Here is a 16,127-nt window from a genome sequence, read left to right as displayed (position 1 = left end):
GCCGGATGAGGTAAACCCGATAGACAGGTAGGGCGCCGAGTGAGTGCGCGCCCATGGATTGATCTTTGCCCGCCGGATGCGGGCAACACTGGGAGTGAATTGTGCATGGCTAAGTATCGTTCAGCGACTACCACCCATGGCCGCAATATGGCCGGTGCCCGCGCGTTGTGGCGCGCGACCGGGATGACCGATGCGGATTTTGGTAAGCCGATTATCGCGGTGGTGAACTCGTTCACCCAGTTTGTGCCGGGTCATGTGCATCTGCGCGATCTCGGGCGGCTGGTGGCCACACAGATCGAGGCGGCTGGTGGCGTGGCCAAGGAGTTTAATACCATCGCGGTGGATGATGGTATCGCCATGGGGCATGGTGGCATGCTCTATTCACTCCCCTCGCGCGAGCTGATCGCCGATTCGGTGGAGTATATGGTCAACGCCCACTGCGCTGACGCCATGGTCTGTATCTCAAACTGCGACAAGATCACGCCGGGGATGATGATGGCGGCGTTGCGCCTGAATATTCCGGTGATCTTCGTCTCTGGTGGGCCGATGGAGGCGGGTAAGACGCGTCTCTCGGATCAACTGATCAAGTTAGATTTGGTCGATGCCATGATCCAGGGCGCGAATCCCCAGGTGAGCGATGAGGAGAGCGCGCAGATTGAACGTGCCGCCTGTCCGACGTGCGGATCCTGTTCCGGGATGTTTACCGCCAACTCGATGAACTGCCTGATGGAGGCCTTAGGATTAGCGCTACCGGGCAATGGTTCCCTGCTGGCAACCCATGCCGATCGCCGGACATTGTTTGAGGAGGCCGGGCAGCGAATCGTCGCATTAACGCGGCGTTATTATGAGCACGATGATGCCTCGGTATTGCCGCGTAGTATCGCCAACAAGGCAGCCTTCGAGAATGCCATGACGCTGGATATCGCCATGGGCGGATCGACCAATACGGTGCTGCATTTGCTGGCGGCGGCTCAAGAGGCCGAGGCCGACTTCACCCTGGCGGATATCGATCGTCTGTCGCGTCAGGTTCCCCATCTGTGCAAGGTCGCGCCCAGCACCCAGCGTTACCACATGGAGGATGTTCACCGCGCCGGCGGGGTGATGGGGATCCTCGGTGAGTTGGAGCGGGCAGGGCTCTTGAATCGCGGTGTCGTCAACGTGTTGGGATTGGATCTGACAGAGACGCTGGCGCGTTATGACATCATGCGCAGTGAGGATGAGGCGGTACAACGCTTGTATCGCGCCGGTCCCGCCGGACTGCGGACGACTGAACCCTTCGGCCAGTCATGCCGTTGGGAGACGCTGGACCGTGATCGCCAGACGGGGTGTATTCGGACTCGGGAGTTTGCCTATAGCCAGGATGGTGGGTTGGCAGTCTTGGCGGGTAATCTGGCGCCGGATGGTTGCATCGTTAAGACCGCCGGGGTCGACGATGACAGTCTGCTCTTCCGTGGCCCGGCACGGGTCTTCGAAAGCCAAGAGGCGGCGGTTGAGGCAATCCTCGGTAGTCAGATCCAGGCCGGTGATGTGGTGGTGATCCGCTATGAGGGCCCGAAGGGGGGGCCGGGGATGCAGGAGATGCTCTATCCCACCTCTTATCTGAAGTCGATGGGATTGGGTAAACAGTGTGCCCTGATCACCGACGGGCGTTTCTCCGGCGGAACCTCGGGATTGTCGATCGGCCATGTCTCACCAGAGGCGGCCAGCGGCGGTGCCATCGCCTTAGTCTGCGACGGTGATCTGATCGAGATCGATATTCCGGCGCGTCATATTCGCCTCGCGATCCCCGAAAGCGAGCTGGCGCAGCGGCGTCAGCAGGAGCTGGCGCGTGGTGATCGAGCCTGGACGCCGCGTAGCCGCCAGCGTCCTGTCTCTCTGGCCTTACGCGCTTATGCCAGCCTAGCGACGAGCGCCGATCGCGGCGCAGTACGTGATCGAAGCAAACTGGGAGAGTACTGATGAGTGAGACACAACCGCTATCCTCGGCACCGGATGGCGCCGAGTATCTCCGTGCGGTGCTGCGCGCCCCGGTGTATGAGGTGGCACAGGTGACACCACTGCAGGCGATGGAAAAACTCTCTGCCCGCCTGGATAACCACATTCTCGTGAAGCGCGAAGATCGCCAGCCGGTGCATAGCTTCAAGTTACGCGGTGCCTACGCGATGATCGCCGGGTTGAGCGCGGCGCAGCGTGAACGCGGGGTGATCACCGCATCGGCCGGGAATCATGCCCAGGGGGTGGCGCTGTCGGCGGCCAAATTGGGCATGGCGGCTACCATCGTCATGCCGCGGGCGACGGCGGATATCAAGGTGGATGCGGTGCGTGGTTTTGGTGGCCGAGTGGTGTTACACGGTGCCAACTTTGACGAGGCTAAGGCGCATGCGCTGCAGTTAGCGCAGGAGAGTGGACTGACCTTTATTCCCCCCTTCGACCATCCGGCGGTGATCGCTGGCCAGGGCACGCTGGCGCTTGAGCTACTGCAGCAGGATGCCCACCTTGACCGCATCTTCGTTCCGGTGGGCGGCGGGGGACTGGCTGCCGGGGTGGCGGTGCTGATTAAACAGCTGATGCCGCAAGTGCAGGTGATCGGTGTGGAGGCGCGTGATTCTGCTTGCCTACGAGCGGCATTGGATGCGGGTCGACCGGTCGAGCTGGAACGGGTTGGCCTATTCGCCGAAGGCGTGGCGGTGAAGCGTATCGGTGATGAGACATTCCGCCTGTGTCAGCGCTACTTGGATGATGTGATCACGGTGGATAGCGACGCGATTTGTGCCGCGGTGAAGGATCTGTTTGAGGATGTCAGGGCGGTAGCGGAACCCTCCGGTGCGTTGGCGTTGGCTGGCCTGAAGCAGTATGTCCAGCGTCACGCTATTCGTGGCGAGCACCTGGCTCATGTGCTGTCTGGTGCCAATCTGAACTTTCACGGCCTGCGCTATGTCTCCGAGCGCTGTGAGTTAGGCGAGCAGCGTGAGGCCTTGCTGGCGGTGACCATCCCCGAGCGTAAGGGGAGCTTCTTGGCCTTCTGCCAGTTATTGGGCGGGCGCGCGGTGACCGAGTTCAACTACCGCTATGCCGATGCCGATCAGGCCTGCATCTTTGTCGGGGTGCGATTGACCAACGGCCAACGCGAGCGCGAGGAGATCGTGGCTTCACTGCGCGGCGGCGGTTACCAGGTGATGGATCTCTCCGATGATGAGATGGCCAAGCTGCATGTGCGCTATATGGTTGGCGGCCGGCCGAGTAAACCGTTGCAGGAGCGGCTCTACAGCTTCGAGTTCCCCGAGGCACCGGGTGCGTTGCTCAAGTTTCTGCAAACTCTGGGCACCCACTGGAATATCTCGCTGTTTCACTATCGTAGCCACGGCACCGACTTCGGACGGGTATTGGCGGCCTTCGAGTGCTCGGACCGTGACGCCAGCTTCGCGGCGCGTCTCATGGAATTAGGCTACGAGTGCCACGACGAGAGCGCTAATCCGGCCTTTCGTTTCTTCTTGCAAGGCTAGGTGGCGTTCCAGTCTAGTGTCTCGGTGGCGTTCAGCGGCTCGCCGTCTCGGCCAGCAATGACCAGAAGGCGGCGATCGGCGGTTCGCGTAGGCGTTTGTGTTGCACACAGACGCCCAGCTCGAAGGGATCGATGGCGACGCGATTCTCTAGCGTGATGATGCGCGCACGCATGCTCTCCGGGCTGTTAGCGATCACCACCTCGGGTAGCAGGGCGATGCCGCAGCCCAGGGCGACCATGGAGACAATGGCCTCGTGACCGGCCACCGTAGCGTAGATGCGCGGGGTATGGATGCGTCGGCGGCGAAACCATTGATCGATGCGCTGCCGCGCCGGGCCATGTTGCGGCAGGATAAACGGAATCTGCGCCCAGTCGGGCTGCGTGCATTGTACATCGTCGCGTACCGGGCAGGGCAACGCGGGTGCGATAAGACGCAGTGGGATCTCGCCGATGGGGTAGAACGCCAGGCTATTGGGTAGCGTTTGTGGCCGCCCGGCAATAGCCAGATCTGCCGCGCCGCCTTGCACCTTATCGACGGCGTCGGCGGCATCACCGGTAGTCAGGCGGATATCGACCTGAGGGTGATGGGCGCGAAAACGGTCGAGGATCGGTGGAAAATGGCTGTAGGCGGCGGTGACCGAGCAGAACAGATGCAGCTCGCCACTCAAGGCGAGACCGTGACGATCGAGTCCGCTGCGTAGCTGGCGGTAGTGCAGCAGGGTCTGACGGGCAAAGTCTTGCAGTTGCTCCCCGGCCGCCGTCAGGCGGACATCACGGTTATCGCGCAACAACAGCGGTTGTCCCAGCTCTTCCTCCAGACGTTGTATCTGGCGTGACAGCGTCGAGGGACTGACGTGCATCGTCGCGGCGGTACGGGCGAAGTGACGGCTATCGGCCAGTTGCAGAAATAATTTGAGATCGCGGATATCCATGGTTGTCCTCGGCGATTTCATTGCAAAAAATGCAATAACATCTTCTCAATATATCAATTTAAGCAACGCTCGTCCTGGCCTATGATGGTCTTATCGCCGTCGAGCAGCAGGCGGACGGGCAGGGACATCACCATTAGGGTAGCGGCGGCGGATCGCCGGATGCATACCCCATCACCGAACAGGACGGAGTGCAGCATGACGAACTATTTCAATACGCTGAATCTGCGCCAACAGCTGGCGCAACTGGGTAAATGTCGTTTCATGGCGCGAGAGGAGTTCGCCGATGGTGTCGCGGCACTGCGTGGTAAGAAGGTGGTGATCGTCGGTTGCGGCGCGCAGGGGTTGAATCAGGGCCTAAACATGCGCGATTCGGGGCTGGATGTCGCCTATGCCTTACGTAATGAGGCGATCGCCGAGCGGCGTGACTCTTATCGCCGCGCCAGCGAGCATGGCTTTGTCGTCGGCGACTATCAGACACTGATCCCGCAGGCCGACTTGGTGATTAACCTGACGCCGGATAAGCAGCACTCTGCCGTGGTGCGAGCGGTACAACCGTTGATGAAGCAGGGAGCGGCATTGGGGTATTCGCATGGCTTCAATATCGTCGAGGTGGGCGAGCAGATCCGCCCGGATATCACCGTGGTGATGGTGGCGCCTAAATGTCCAGGCACCGAGGTGCGTGAGGAGTATAAGCGCGGCTTCGGGGTACCGACCCTGATCGCGGTGCATCCAGAGAACGATCCGCGCGGGGAGGGGATGGCGATCGCCAAGGCGTGGGCGGTGGCGACCGGTGGTGATCGCGCCGGGGTACTGGAGTCGTCATTCGTGGCGGAGGTGAAGTCCGATCTGATGGGGGAGCAGACCATCCTGTGTGGCATGCTGCAAACCGGTTCGCTGTTGTGCTATGAGCGTCTGGTGGCGGATGGAGCCGATCCGGCCTGGGCGGGTAAGCTGATCCAGTTTGGCTGGGAGACCATTACCGAGGCCCTGAAGCAGGGGGGGATCACCCTGATGATGGATCGCCTCTCCAATCCGGCGAAGCTGCGTGCCCATGAGTTGGCCGAACAACTCAAGGTTCTGCTGGCGCCCCTGTTCGCCAAGCATATGGATGACATTATCTCCGGTGAGTTCTCCCGAGGCATGATGGCCGATTGGGCCGAGGATGACCGACATCTGCTGACCTGGCGGGCACAGACCGGCAAGAGTGCCTTCGAGAACGCCCCGCCGTTCAGCGGCAAGATTGATGAGCAGAGCTATTTTGATCACGGGGTGTTGCTGGTGGCGATGGTGAAGGCAGGCGTCGAACTGGCCTTTGAGACCATGGTGGCCTCCGGGATCGTCGCCGAGTCGGCTTATTATGAATCACTGCATGAGCTGCCGCTGATCGCCAACACCATCGCGCGTAAGCGTCTGTATGAAATGAATGTGGTGATTTCCGATACCGCCGAGTATGGCAATTACCTGTTCGCTAACGCGGCGGTTCCGCTGCTGCGCCAGCATGTTATGACGACGCTGCAGGCGGGTGATCTGGGTCAGGCGCTACCCGTCAGCGCGGTGGATAACGCCACCCTGCGTGACGTTAATCAGGCCATCCGTCAACATCCCATCGAGATCGTCGGAGAGCGTCTGCGCGGTTATATGACGGCAATGAAGCGCATTGCCGTGGCGGAGTGAGGCATTAGCGTAGTCTGTAGCGCGCTGTTTAGTTGCGATACAGCACCTTGATGATGTGGTAGCCGAAACGGGTCTTGACCGGGCCGACTGGCGTCAGCAGTGGGCTGCTGAAGACGGCGCGGTCAAACTCGGGCACCATGCTCCCCCGACGAAATTCACCGAGATCGCCCCCCTGGCGCTTCGAGGGGCAGCGCGAATGACGGCGTGCCAGCGCCTGGAAGTTCGCTCCTCGCCGTAATTTTTGCAGCAGGGCCTCGGCCTCGGTCTGGCTATCGACCAGGATGTGCAGGGCGGCGGCGCTTCGGGCCATGGTAACTCCTTACTCTTTACTCTACGCTTGGCGATGCGCCTGGCCGTGTGTGTGCCGGGCGATGGAAGCGCTAGTGTACGGTGGCGTGCGTCATCAGGCAATGTGCCCCCTCCCGCGATGAGCCGCGTTTTTTTTCCCCAGTCGCTTTCTGCTACAATCGCCCCGCTCCTCGATGTCATCATTAGCAGGTATACCGTCATGCGTTTAAATCCCGGTCAGCAGCAGGCCGTCGAATATGTTACAGGCCCCTGTCTGGTCCTCGCCGGTGCCGGATCCGGTAAGACGCGAGTGATCACCAATAAGATCGCTCATCTGATCCGGGTGTGTGGCTATCCCGCCCGCCAGATCGCCGCCGTTACCTTTACCAATAAGGCGGCGCGCGAGATGAAGGAGCGTGTGGCGCAGACTCTGGGGCGCAAAGAGGCGCGCGGTCTGATGATCTCGACCTTCCATACCCTGGGGCTGGAGATCATCAAGCGTGAATATAAGGCGCTGGCGATGAAGCCCAACTTCTCGCTCTTCGACGATCAGGACCAACTGGCGCTGTTGAGCGATTTGACCGAGCGTTGGCTGGAGAAGGATAAGACCCAGCTACAACAACTGATCGCCACGATCTCCAACTGGAAGAATGATCTGATCGATCCGAGTCAGGCGGCCGCACTGGCGCGTTCACCGCGAGATCGCCTATTCGCCGACTGCTATGCGTTGTATGACGCGCAACTGAAGTCTTGCAATGTGCTCGACTTCGATGATCTGATCCTGTTGCCGACGCTGCTATTACGGCGTGACCAGACGGTGCGGGAGCGTTGGCAGCAGCGTATCCGCTACCTGCTGGTTGATGAATATCAGGATACGAACACCAGTCAATATGAGTTGGTCAAGCTGCTGGTCGGCAGCCGCGCCCGCTTTACTGTGGTCGGTGACGACGACCAATCTATCTACTCCTGGCGCGGCGCCCGTCCACAGAATCTGGTGTTGCTGAAGGAGGACTTCCCGGCGTTACGGGTGGTCAAGCTGGAGCAGAACTATCGCTCCTCGCAACGCATCCTCAAGGCGGCCAATATTTTGATCGCCAATAACCCGCATGTGTTTGAGAAAAGGCTTTTTTCCGAGCTTGGTTATGGGGAACCGCTTAAGGTGATCACGGCCAACAACGAGGAGCACGAGGCGGAGCGGGTCGTCGGCGAGCTGATCGCTCACCACTTTATTAATAAGACCGCCTATAGCGACTACGCCATCCTTTACCGTGGTAACCATCAGTCGCGGGTGTTTGAAAAGATGCTGATGCAAAACCGCATCCCTTACAAGATTTCCGGCGGTACCTCCTTCTTCTCCCGGGCAGAGATTAAGGATCTGCTCTCCTATCTGCGGGTGCTCACCAACCCAGACGATGACAGCGCCTTCCTGCGCATCGTCAATACGCCTCGGCGTGAGATCGGTCCGGCAACCCTACAAAAGCTGGGCGAGTGGGCGAATCAGCGTGGTATCAGCTTGTTTCGTGCCAGCTTCGATGTCGGGCTGGAGCAGACTCTGAAGGGGCCGCGGTTGGCATCGTTACAACATTTCACCCATTGGTTGGCGGAGATTGCCGCGTTGTGCGAACGTGACGCGACGGCGGCGGTACGCGATCTGATCCATGGCATTGACTACGAAAGCTGGCTGTTTGAGACCTCGGCTAGCCCGCGGGCGGCCGAGATGCGGATGAAGAACGTCAATCAGTTATTCAGTTGGATGACCGAGATGTTGCAAGGCAACGATCTGGATGAGCCGATGACCCTGACGCAAGTCGTCAACCGCTTTACCTTGCGTGACATGATGGAGCGGGGAGAGTCTGAAGAGGAGGCCGATCAGGTGCAATTGATGACACTGCACGCCTCTAAGGGATTGGAGTTTCCCTACGTCTACCTGGTTGGCATGGAGGAAGGGATACTACCGCATCAGAGTAGCATCGATGAGGAGAATGTCGATGAAGAGCGGCGTCTGGCCTACGTCGGCATCACTCGGGCGCAGAGGGAGCTGGTATTCACGTTGTGTCGCGAACGGCGCCAGTATGGCGAGTTGGTGCGTCCAGAGCCGAGCCGCTTCCTACTGGAGCTGCCGCAGGATGATCTGCTGTGGGAGAGCGCACGTAAGGTGGTGAGCCCCGAGGAGCGAATGCAGCGAGGGAAGTCGCATTTAGCCAATCTGAAAGCGCAGTTGGCGCGAGCGAAGTCATCCTAAGCTGCAAAGAATCAGGGCGCCCATCGGGCGCCCATGGCTTAGTGGTGTGGTGCTTCCGCGATCGTTAGCGACCAGTGGACATACCCCTGCCACAGACTCTCCTGCTGTAAGCTCTCGGCGCGTAGCGGATGCTCGGCCAGCCAGCCTACGGGCAGAGTGAGTCGTAACGCCTCATCCGCCTCCAGATCGATCTGGGGAGAGGGGAGTGTGCCATCGTTACGCTGACTGGCGAAGATAATCGCTAGACGTAACAGGCGGCACAGTCGCTGGGCGGTGGGGAGGGGGACGGCATTCTGCTGGCCGAATAGGGCCAGGTTGAGCGGGCCGCTTTGGTTAGCCAGCAGCGTAGACAGGAGCTTCTTCTGCGCCGGCGTGAAACCGGGGAGATCCAGATGACGCACCAGGTAGGCGGCATGCTGTGCCGCCTGACGCACATCGACGCTAAGTCCTAACTCATGTAGCAGACAGGCCGCGTGTAGCAGCGTCTTGGCGCAGCTATCCAGAGGCCATGCCTGACTCAGCGGTTGAGCCAGGCGCTCGGCTAACTGCCAGACCCGATCGGCTTGGCGCTCGTCGACCTGAAAGCGGCGTTGGATGTTATGCAGCGTCCGGGTGCGCACATCACTGTCGACCGGCAGGGCCAGCATGCCATAGACCAACCCTTCGCGCAGCGCGCCACCGGAGAGGGTCATGCTGTCGATGTTCAGCGCCTCGAATAGGGCAATCAAGATAGCGAGCCCGCTGGGGAAAACCAGGGCACGCTCTAAGGTTAGCCCCTCGATCTCCAGCTCCTCCAGCTTGCCGCACTCAATGGCGCGATCACGCAGTTGGCACAGTTTGCTTAGGGTAATGCGCTCATCCATTCCCTGAGCGACCATGATCTCTTGCAATGCCTGTACCGTACCGGAGGCCCCGACACACGCCTGCCAGCCATGGCGCAATAGCGTATCGCGTACCGGGGCGATCATGGCGTGTGCCGCCTCGCCGGCACGGGCGAAGTTCTCCCGCGTCAGATGGCGATCGCTAAAGTAACGTTCCAGCCAGGTAACACAGCCCATCGGTAGGCTGAATAGCACATCGGCCTTGGCGCCTTCGCCACAAGCCAGCTCGGTGCTACCGCCACCGATATCGACTACCAGACGTTGCCGAGCCCCACCGGTGGTATGAGCGACCCCCTGATAGATCAGTCGGGCCTCTTCCTCACCACTGATGATGCGCACCGGCCTGCCGAGGATTGCCTGCGCCTGTTCGACGAAGACGTCGGCATTGCGTGCGATGCGTAGCGTGGCCGTCGCGACCACACGAATATGGTCGACCGGAATATCCTGTAGGCGTTCGGCGAACAGACGGAGGCATTGCCAGCCCCGCTGCATGGCCTCGAGCGATAGATCATTGTCGGCGTTTAACCCGGCGGCCAGACGTACCTTACGCTTGATGCGTGCCAGTGTCTGGATACCGCCCGCCATCTCCCGTACCACCAGCATGTGGAAGCTGTTGGATCCTAAGTCGATGGCGGCGTACAACGAGGCGCAGTTGCCCATCTGGATTAACCCGTGCGTTTACGGTTAGGGCGCGGAGCGCCATTGCCACGACGCGGCGCACCAGGGCGACGAGCGCCGCCAGCGTTACGGCTACGGCTCAGGCGTTTCGGCGCTGGCAGATCCGTGAGCAGGGCTTCGCTGTTGTATTTGCTGACGGGGATCGAGTGACCGATATAGTTCTCGATAGCCGGCAGATTCAAAACATACTCTTCGCAGGCCAGGCTGATGGAGTTACCGCTGGCGCCTGCGCGACCCGTACGGCCAATGCGATGTACATAGTCCTCGCAATCGTCCGGTAGATCGTAGTTAAACACATGAGTCACGGCTGGAATATGGAGACCACGCGCGGCGACATCGGTTGCGACCAGAATATCGATGTGCCCTTTGGTGAAGTCATCCAGAATACGCAGGCGCTTCTTCTGTGGCACATCGCCGGTCAACAGGCCGACACGGTGACCGTCGGCGGCCAGATGGCCCCAAATATCTTCACAACGGTGTTTGGTGTTGGCGAAAATGATGCAACGATCCGGCCACTCCTCCTCCAACAGCGTTTGCAGCAGACGCATCTTCTCTTCGTTGGAGGGGTAGAACAGCTCTTCTTTAATACGATGGCCGGTCTTCTGCTCCGGTTCGACCTCGACGTATTCGGCATTATTCATGTGCTCGAACGCCAGCTCACGAACTCGGTAAGAGAGCGTTGCCGAGAACAGCATATTAAGACGCTGGGCGACCGGTGGCATGCGGCGGAACAGCCAACGAATATCTTTAATGAAGCCCAGATCGAACATCCGGTCGGCCTCATCAAGCACCACAACCTGAATGGCTCCGAGATCGACATGACCCTGTTTGGCATAGTCGATCAGACGCCCCGTCGTTCCGATCAGGATATCGACACCCTGCTCGAGCACCTTTAGCTGCTTGTCATAACCATCACCACCGTAGGCTAGCCCCAGACGGAGGCCGGTCTCGCGGGCTAACGGCTCGGCATCGGAGTGGATCTGGACGGCCAACTCACGTGTCGGCGCCATGATCAGCGCGCGTGGCTGATTGGTTTTGCGCTCGGCAATGGCTGGATGTGTCAGGAGATAATGAAAAGTAGACGCTAAAAATGCTAGCGTCTTGCCGGTGCCGGTTTGCGCCTGTCCCGCGACATCACGCCCGGCGATCGCCAGGGGCAATGCCAGTGCTTGAATGGGCGTGCAGCTGTGAAAGCCTTTAGATTCAAGGGCTTTAATCACCATCGGGTGCAGGGCGAAGTCGGCAAACTTCTGTTCAGTCAAGTGTGTTTTGCTCATAATGGCGTAGGATAACAGTTAACCTCATCTTCACGAAAGTATTGCTTTACGAAAGCGTATCCGTTGAAATAAAGTCAACCCTTTGTTGGGGGAAGTAGGCTATTACTATAAACCAACAAGGCAGACTTAATCCTGTGGAGTAGAACATGAGCGATAAAATTGTTCACCTGAGCGACAGTGGCTTCGAAGCTGATGTACTGAAGGCAGAAGGTCCGATTCTGGTTGATTTTTGGGCTGAATGGTGCGGTCCGTGCAAGATGATTGCTCCGATCCTGGATGAAATCGCCGCCGAGTACGCGGGCAAGTTGACCATTGCTAAGCTGAATATCGATGAGAACCCGGCGACTGCGCCGAAGTATGGCATTCGCGGTATTCCGACCCTGCTGTTGTTCAAAGATGGAGCGGTTGCCGCCACTAAAGTGGGCGCCCTGTCCAAGACTCAACTGAAAGAGTTCCTGGACGCTAACCTGTAAGGTTGGCCGTCATTTGTGATGGCGTCCGGCGGTTAATGGATTCTTGCTGTTGACCGCTAGACGTCTGCCCATAAGCGTGTTAAGTTTAACCACGCTGCCAGTCAGTGCTTACCTGTAGTTTGAATCATCTGGTTTGAACCAAAAGTTAGAATCTAAGTTTTACTCTGTTTGAAACCTCTGTATCACAAGCGTTTTTCCTGTTGGTGAGACTGCTCTAGCGGGATAAACACGTAAATCAGCAAGTTAAAACATAGGTTTTAAATCGTTAACGCCTCTTTTCGTCCCATCAGCGAGAATCGTCCGCTGGATCTATTGCACCGTTAGTCGTCATGGGGCAGGGGAGGGAAAGTTCGCAAACAGGCATGGGTGACCCCGTCACACCATTCACTATACAGTTCGAGATATACCCCGAGTTTAAAGAACCCACCACTATGAATCTTACCGAATTAAAGAATACGCCAGTTTCTGAGTTGATTACGCTTGGCGAGAGCATGGGGCTGGAAAACCTGGCGCGCATGCGGAAGCAGGATATTATCTTTGCCATCCTTAAGCAGCATGCCAAAAGTGGCGAAGATATTTTTGGCGATGGTGTGCTGGAGATCCTCCAGGATGGATTTGGTTTCCTCCGCTCCGCAGACAGTTCCTACCTCGCCGGTCCCGATGATATCTACGTTTCTCCTAGCCAAATCCGTCGTTTTAACCTCCGTACAGGCGATACCATTTCCGGTAAAATTCGTCCGCCGAAAGAGGGTGAGCGTTATTTTGCGTTGTTGAAGGTTAACGAAGTTAACTACGATAAGCCGGAGAATGCTCGCAGCAAGATCCTGTTTGAAAACTTGACTCCGTTGCATGCCAACTCTCGTCTGCGCATGGAGCGTGGTAACGGCTCTACCGAAGACTTGACCGCACGCGTGCTGGATCTGGCCTCGCCGATCGGTCGTGGTCAGCGTGGCTTGATCGTGGCGCCGCCGAAAGCCGGTAAGACCATGTTGCTGCAAAACATCGCCCAGAGCATCGCTTACAACCATCCAGACTGCGTGCTGATGGTGCTGTTGATCGACGAACGCCCGGAAGAGGTGACGGAGATGCAGCGTCTGGTGAAGGGCGAAGTGGTCGCCTCTACCTTCGATGAGCCGGCTTCGCGTCACGTGCAGGTTGCCGAGATGGTGATCGAAAAGGCGAAGCGCTTAGTCGAGCACAAGAAAGACGTTATCATTCTATTGGACTCCATCACTCGTCTGGCGCGTGCCTATAACACCGTGGTTCCGGCCTCAGGTAAGGTCTTGACCGGTGGTGTGGATGCCAATGCGTTGCATCGTCCGAAGCGTTTCTTTGGCGCGGCTCGTAACGTGGAAGAGGGCGGGAGCCTGACCATTATCGCTACGGCGCTGATCGATACCGGTTCTAAGATGGACGAAGTGATCTACGAAGAGTTTAAGGGCACCGGTAACATGGAGTTACATCTGTCCCGTAAGATCGCGGAAAAACGTGTCTTCCCGGCGATCGATTACAACCGCTCCGGTACCCGTAAGGAAGAGCTGCTGACCACACCAGAAGAACTGCAGAAAATGTGGATCCTGCGCAAGATTATTCACCCGATGGGGGAAATCGATGCGATGGAGTTTCTCATTAATAAGTTGGCAATGACGAAAACCAACGATGAATTCTTCGATATGATGAAACGCTCTTAATTATTGCGCCATCAGCGCGGGAAGCAGACGCCACGTTAGTAATAACGTGGCGTTTTTTTCATTGAGCGGATAGGATTAGTCAAATAGGTTGTGGCACAAAATGTGTGAAAATGATGCGTGCGGTGAGGCTATACCGATAGAGTACCGATAATGTTCAGCTCGGTGGCATGGTCGCGTCTTGGTGATGACGTTGATCACAGTGGGTGTTGAGTTACTGGTGTTGTTACAGGGATATCACCGCGGGGCGTTGTTGTGGTGATCAGACAGAGAGCAGTTAACCGTGAATTTACTCACTCTGAGTAGTAAACTTTTTCTTATCTTCCTCTTCTCCATGGTTTTTTTATTCCTTGCTCGCAAGGTGGCGAAGCGGATAGGTCTGGTGGATAAACCCAATTACCGTAAGCGACATCAAGGGTTGATCCCGTTGGTTGGGGGAATCTCGGTGTATGCCGGGATCTGTTTTACCTTCTTGGTCTTCCGGCCCTATATTCCCCATGCCAATCTCTATCTGATCTGTGCCGGGATATTGGTATTTGTCGGCGCGTTGGATGATCGTTTCGATATCAGCGTGAAGTTTCGCGCCACGGTACAGGCGTTGATCGCTATCGCCATGATAGTTGGCGCGGGGCTCTATCTACGTAGCCTGGGTGGGGTACTAGGACCGTGGGAGTTAATTCTCGGGCCATTCGGCTACCTGGTGACGCTATTCGCGGTGTGGGCGGCGATCAACGCCTTCAATATGGTGGATGGTATCGATGGCCTGCTCGGCGGCCTCTCCTGCGTGACCTTTGCAGCCATGGGTATCCTGTTACTGTGGGATGGGCAGCGTGATTTAGCGCTGTGGTGTTTCGCTATCATCGCGGCGATATTACCCTATATCCTATTGAATTTAGGCGCTTTTGGGCGACGTTTCAAAGTGTTTATGGGGGATGCGGGGAGTACCTTGATCGGTTTTACGGTGATCTGGATCTTATTGCAGAGCACCCAGGAGCACAGTCATCCGATGAATCCGGTAACGGCGTTGTGGGTGATCGCTATTCCCTTGATGGATATGATCGCCATCATGTATCGGCGTTTACGTAAGGGCATGAGTCCCTTCGCACCGGATCGGCAACATATCCACCATCTGATCATGCGGGCGGGATTCACCTCGCGTCAGGCATTCGTCTTAATCACCCTGGCGGCTGCCCTATTGGCAGCCATCGGGGTGATGGGGGAATATTGGTTGCCGGAATATGTCATGATGGCACTCTTCTTGCTTGCTTTTTTCCTGTACGGCTACTGTATCAAACGCGCCTGGCGTGTGGCACGACTGGTGAAACGAATAAAGCGTCGCTGGCGCCGTAAGTCGGCAAGTCTGCATGTGTAACGGCCCGCGCTGGTTATAAAGGGAAAATCGATGGTGAGTCAAAGTCCGATGCCCGTAGAAAACGAACTGGATATTCGGGGATTGTGTCGCGTGTTATGGCGCGGTAAGTCATGGATCGTGGGGATGGCGGTGTTATGCGCCGCGTTAGCCTTTGGGGTATCGTTATTGATGCCGCAGAAGTGGAGTGCAACGGCGATTACTGCGAGTCCGACGATCAATACGCTGGGCGGATACTATTCGCAGCAGCAGTTTTTACGTAATCTGGCTCAACTGAGCGCGCCGAATGGCACGCTGGCCGAGGGGAGTATCGCCGACGAGGCCTATGCGGAGTTTATTACTCAACTGGCATCCTACGATACCCGGCGTGAGTTCTGGCTACGCAGCTCATATTATCAGGACAATAAAGAGGGGAGTGCGCGTGCCGATGCGGCTCTCCTAGATGAACTGATTAATCAGATTGTTTTTCTACCGGGTGAGGCGGCGAAGAAAACCTCGGATAGTATTCGCCTCACCGCCGATAGCGCCGCGCAGGCTAACCAGTTGTTACGCCAATATGTGGCGTTTGCCGCCAAGCGTGCCCGCGCCAATTTGGATGCCGGGTTACAAGGGGCTTGGGCGGCGCGTACCGTCTCCATGAAGGCACAAGTGAAGCGCCAGGAAGAGGTAGCGCAGGCGATCTATCAACGCGAGTTGGCTGGCCTGGAGCAGGGATTGAAGATCGCGGCCCAGCAGGGGATCACCCGGAATCAGCGCCAAGCTACGCAGGCCGACTTGCCTGACTCCGAACTGTTTATGCTGGGTGAGCCGATGCTACGCGCTCGGCTTACGGCATTGCGCGCCGTCGGTCCCTCTTATGATATCGACTATGATCGTAATCGTGCGATGCTCAATACGTTGAATGTCGGGCCGGTTGTCGATGCGGCCTTCCAACCTTACCGTTATCTGCGTACGCCGGAGGAGCCGGTGAAGCGTGATAGCCCACGGCGGATCTTTATTCTGGTGATGTGGGGTGTCATCGGGGCGTTGGTCGGTGCTGGCGTTGCGTTGGTTCGTCGTCCGCGTCACGGATGATCGATGTTAGCGCTTAACAGGGAATGCGCCGCCTCCATGCTGCGTGTGG

General features: G+C 57.8%; 13 protein-coding genes. 8 read left to right on the top strand and 5 right to left on the bottom strand.

Going from position 1 to position 16,127, the window contains the following annotated elements:
• Positions 1-105 precede the first annotated feature (105 nt).
• Entirely contained in the window at positions 106-1,959 is a 1,854-nt protein-coding gene (gene ilvD, locus DCL27_RS16105) for a dihydroxy-acid dehydratase (protein WP_035597577.1), read from the top strand.
• Positions 1,959-3,503, top strand: a complete 1,545-nt coding sequence (ilvA, locus tag DCL27_RS16100; protein WP_035597574.1) for a threonine ammonia-lyase, biosynthetic — start codon at positions 1,959-1,961, stop codon at positions 3,501-3,503. Before ilvD ends, ilvA begins: the two co-directional genes overlap by 1 nt.
• Before the next feature lie 31 nt (positions 3,504-3,534).
• Here the strand turns inward: ilvA and ilvY are convergent, their stop codons facing one another.
• Together ilvY and DCL27_RS16090 are read right to left on the bottom strand one after the other, a co-directional pair.
• On the bottom strand, positions 3,535-4,434 hold the full coding sequence (gene ilvY, locus DCL27_RS16095) for an HTH-type transcriptional activator IlvY (protein WP_005290129.1): 900 nt from the start codon (positions 4,432-4,434) through the stop codon (positions 3,535-3,537).
• A gap of 53 nt (positions 4,435-4,487) precedes the next feature.
• Positions 4,488-4,631, bottom strand: coding sequence for a hypothetical protein (locus DCL27_RS16090; RefSeq protein ID WP_005290131.1), 144 nt, complete (start codon positions 4,629-4,631; stop codon positions 4,488-4,490).
• Here DCL27_RS16090 and ilvC point away from each other — a divergent pair.
• A complete protein-coding gene (ilvC, locus tag DCL27_RS16085) occupies positions 4,630-6,108 on the top strand; it encodes a ketol-acid reductoisomerase (protein WP_035597571.1) in 1,479 nt (492 codons plus the stop codon). The genes DCL27_RS16090 and ilvC overlap by 2 nt on opposite strands.
• Positions 6,109-6,136: 28 nt before the next feature.
• Here the strand turns inward: ilvC and ppiC are convergent, their stop codons facing one another.
• Complete coding sequence (ppiC, locus tag DCL27_RS16080) at positions 6,137-6,418, bottom strand: peptidylprolyl isomerase PpiC (protein ID WP_005290135.1); 282 nt, start codon at positions 6,416-6,418, stop codon at positions 6,137-6,139.
• Between the two features lie 198 nt (positions 6,419-6,616).
• Here ppiC and rep point away from each other — a divergent pair, with 198 nt between their 5' ends.
• Positions 6,617-8,638, top strand: coding sequence for a DNA helicase Rep (gene rep / locus DCL27_RS16075; protein WP_035597567.1), 2,022 nt, complete (start codon positions 6,617-6,619; stop codon positions 8,636-8,638).
• A 38-nt stretch (positions 8,639-8,676) separates the two neighbouring features.
• On the opposite strand, the gene gppA is transcribed toward rep, so the two are convergent.
• Together gppA and rhlB are read right to left on the bottom strand one after the other, a co-directional pair.
• Positions 8,677-10,179 carry a guanosine-5'-triphosphate,3'-diphosphate diphosphatase gene (gppA, locus tag DCL27_RS16070; RefSeq protein WP_005290140.1) on the bottom strand — a complete coding sequence of 501 codons (1,503 nt, stop codon included), beginning with the start codon at positions 10,177-10,179 and terminating at the stop codon, positions 8,677-8,679.
• 5 nt (positions 10,180-10,184) lie between these two features.
• On the bottom strand, positions 10,185-11,474 hold the full coding sequence (gene rhlB, locus DCL27_RS16065) for an ATP-dependent RNA helicase RhlB (RefSeq protein WP_005290142.1): 1,290 nt from the start codon (positions 11,472-11,474) through the stop codon (positions 10,185-10,187).
• A 146-nt stretch (positions 11,475-11,620) separates the two neighbouring features.
• On the opposite strand from rhlB, the gene trxA reads away from it, so the two are divergent.
• The 4 genes from trxA to wzzE all read left to right on the top strand — a co-directional run bounded on the left by trxA (position 11,621) and on the right by wzzE (position 16,078).
• Positions 11,621-11,947, top strand: coding sequence for a thioredoxin TrxA (gene trxA, locus DCL27_RS16060; RefSeq protein WP_005290144.1), 327 nt, complete (start codon positions 11,621-11,623; stop codon positions 11,945-11,947).
• A 431-nt stretch (positions 11,948-12,378) separates the two neighbouring features.
• Positions 12,379-13,638, top strand: a complete 1,260-nt coding sequence (gene rho / locus DCL27_RS16055) for a transcription termination factor Rho (RefSeq protein WP_005297111.1) — start codon at positions 12,379-12,381, stop codon at positions 13,636-13,638.
• Between the two features lie 280 nt (positions 13,639-13,918).
• Positions 13,919-15,007 (top strand): UDP-N-acetylglucosamine--undecaprenyl-phosphate N-acetylglucosaminephosphotransferase, encoded by a 1,089-nt coding sequence (wecA, locus tag DCL27_RS16050; RefSeq protein WP_035597564.1) that lies wholly within the window; start codon positions 13,919-13,921, stop codon positions 15,005-15,007.
• A 30-nt stretch (positions 15,008-15,037) separates the two neighbouring features.
• Positions 15,038-16,078, top strand: coding sequence for an ECA polysaccharide chain length modulation protein (gene wzzE / locus DCL27_RS16045; protein ID WP_005297114.1), 1,041 nt, complete (start codon positions 15,038-15,040; stop codon positions 16,076-16,078).
• The last annotated feature ends 49 nt before the right edge of the window (positions 16,079-16,127 follow it).

This window comes from Edwardsiella tarda ATCC 15947 = NBRC 105688 (genome assembly GCF_003113495.2).
Lineage (GTDB): Bacteria > Pseudomonadota > Gammaproteobacteria > Enterobacterales > Enterobacteriaceae > Edwardsiella > Edwardsiella tarda.
Note: the sequence above shows the minus strand (reverse complement) of the source record. Positions and strands in the feature narration are given on the sequence as shown.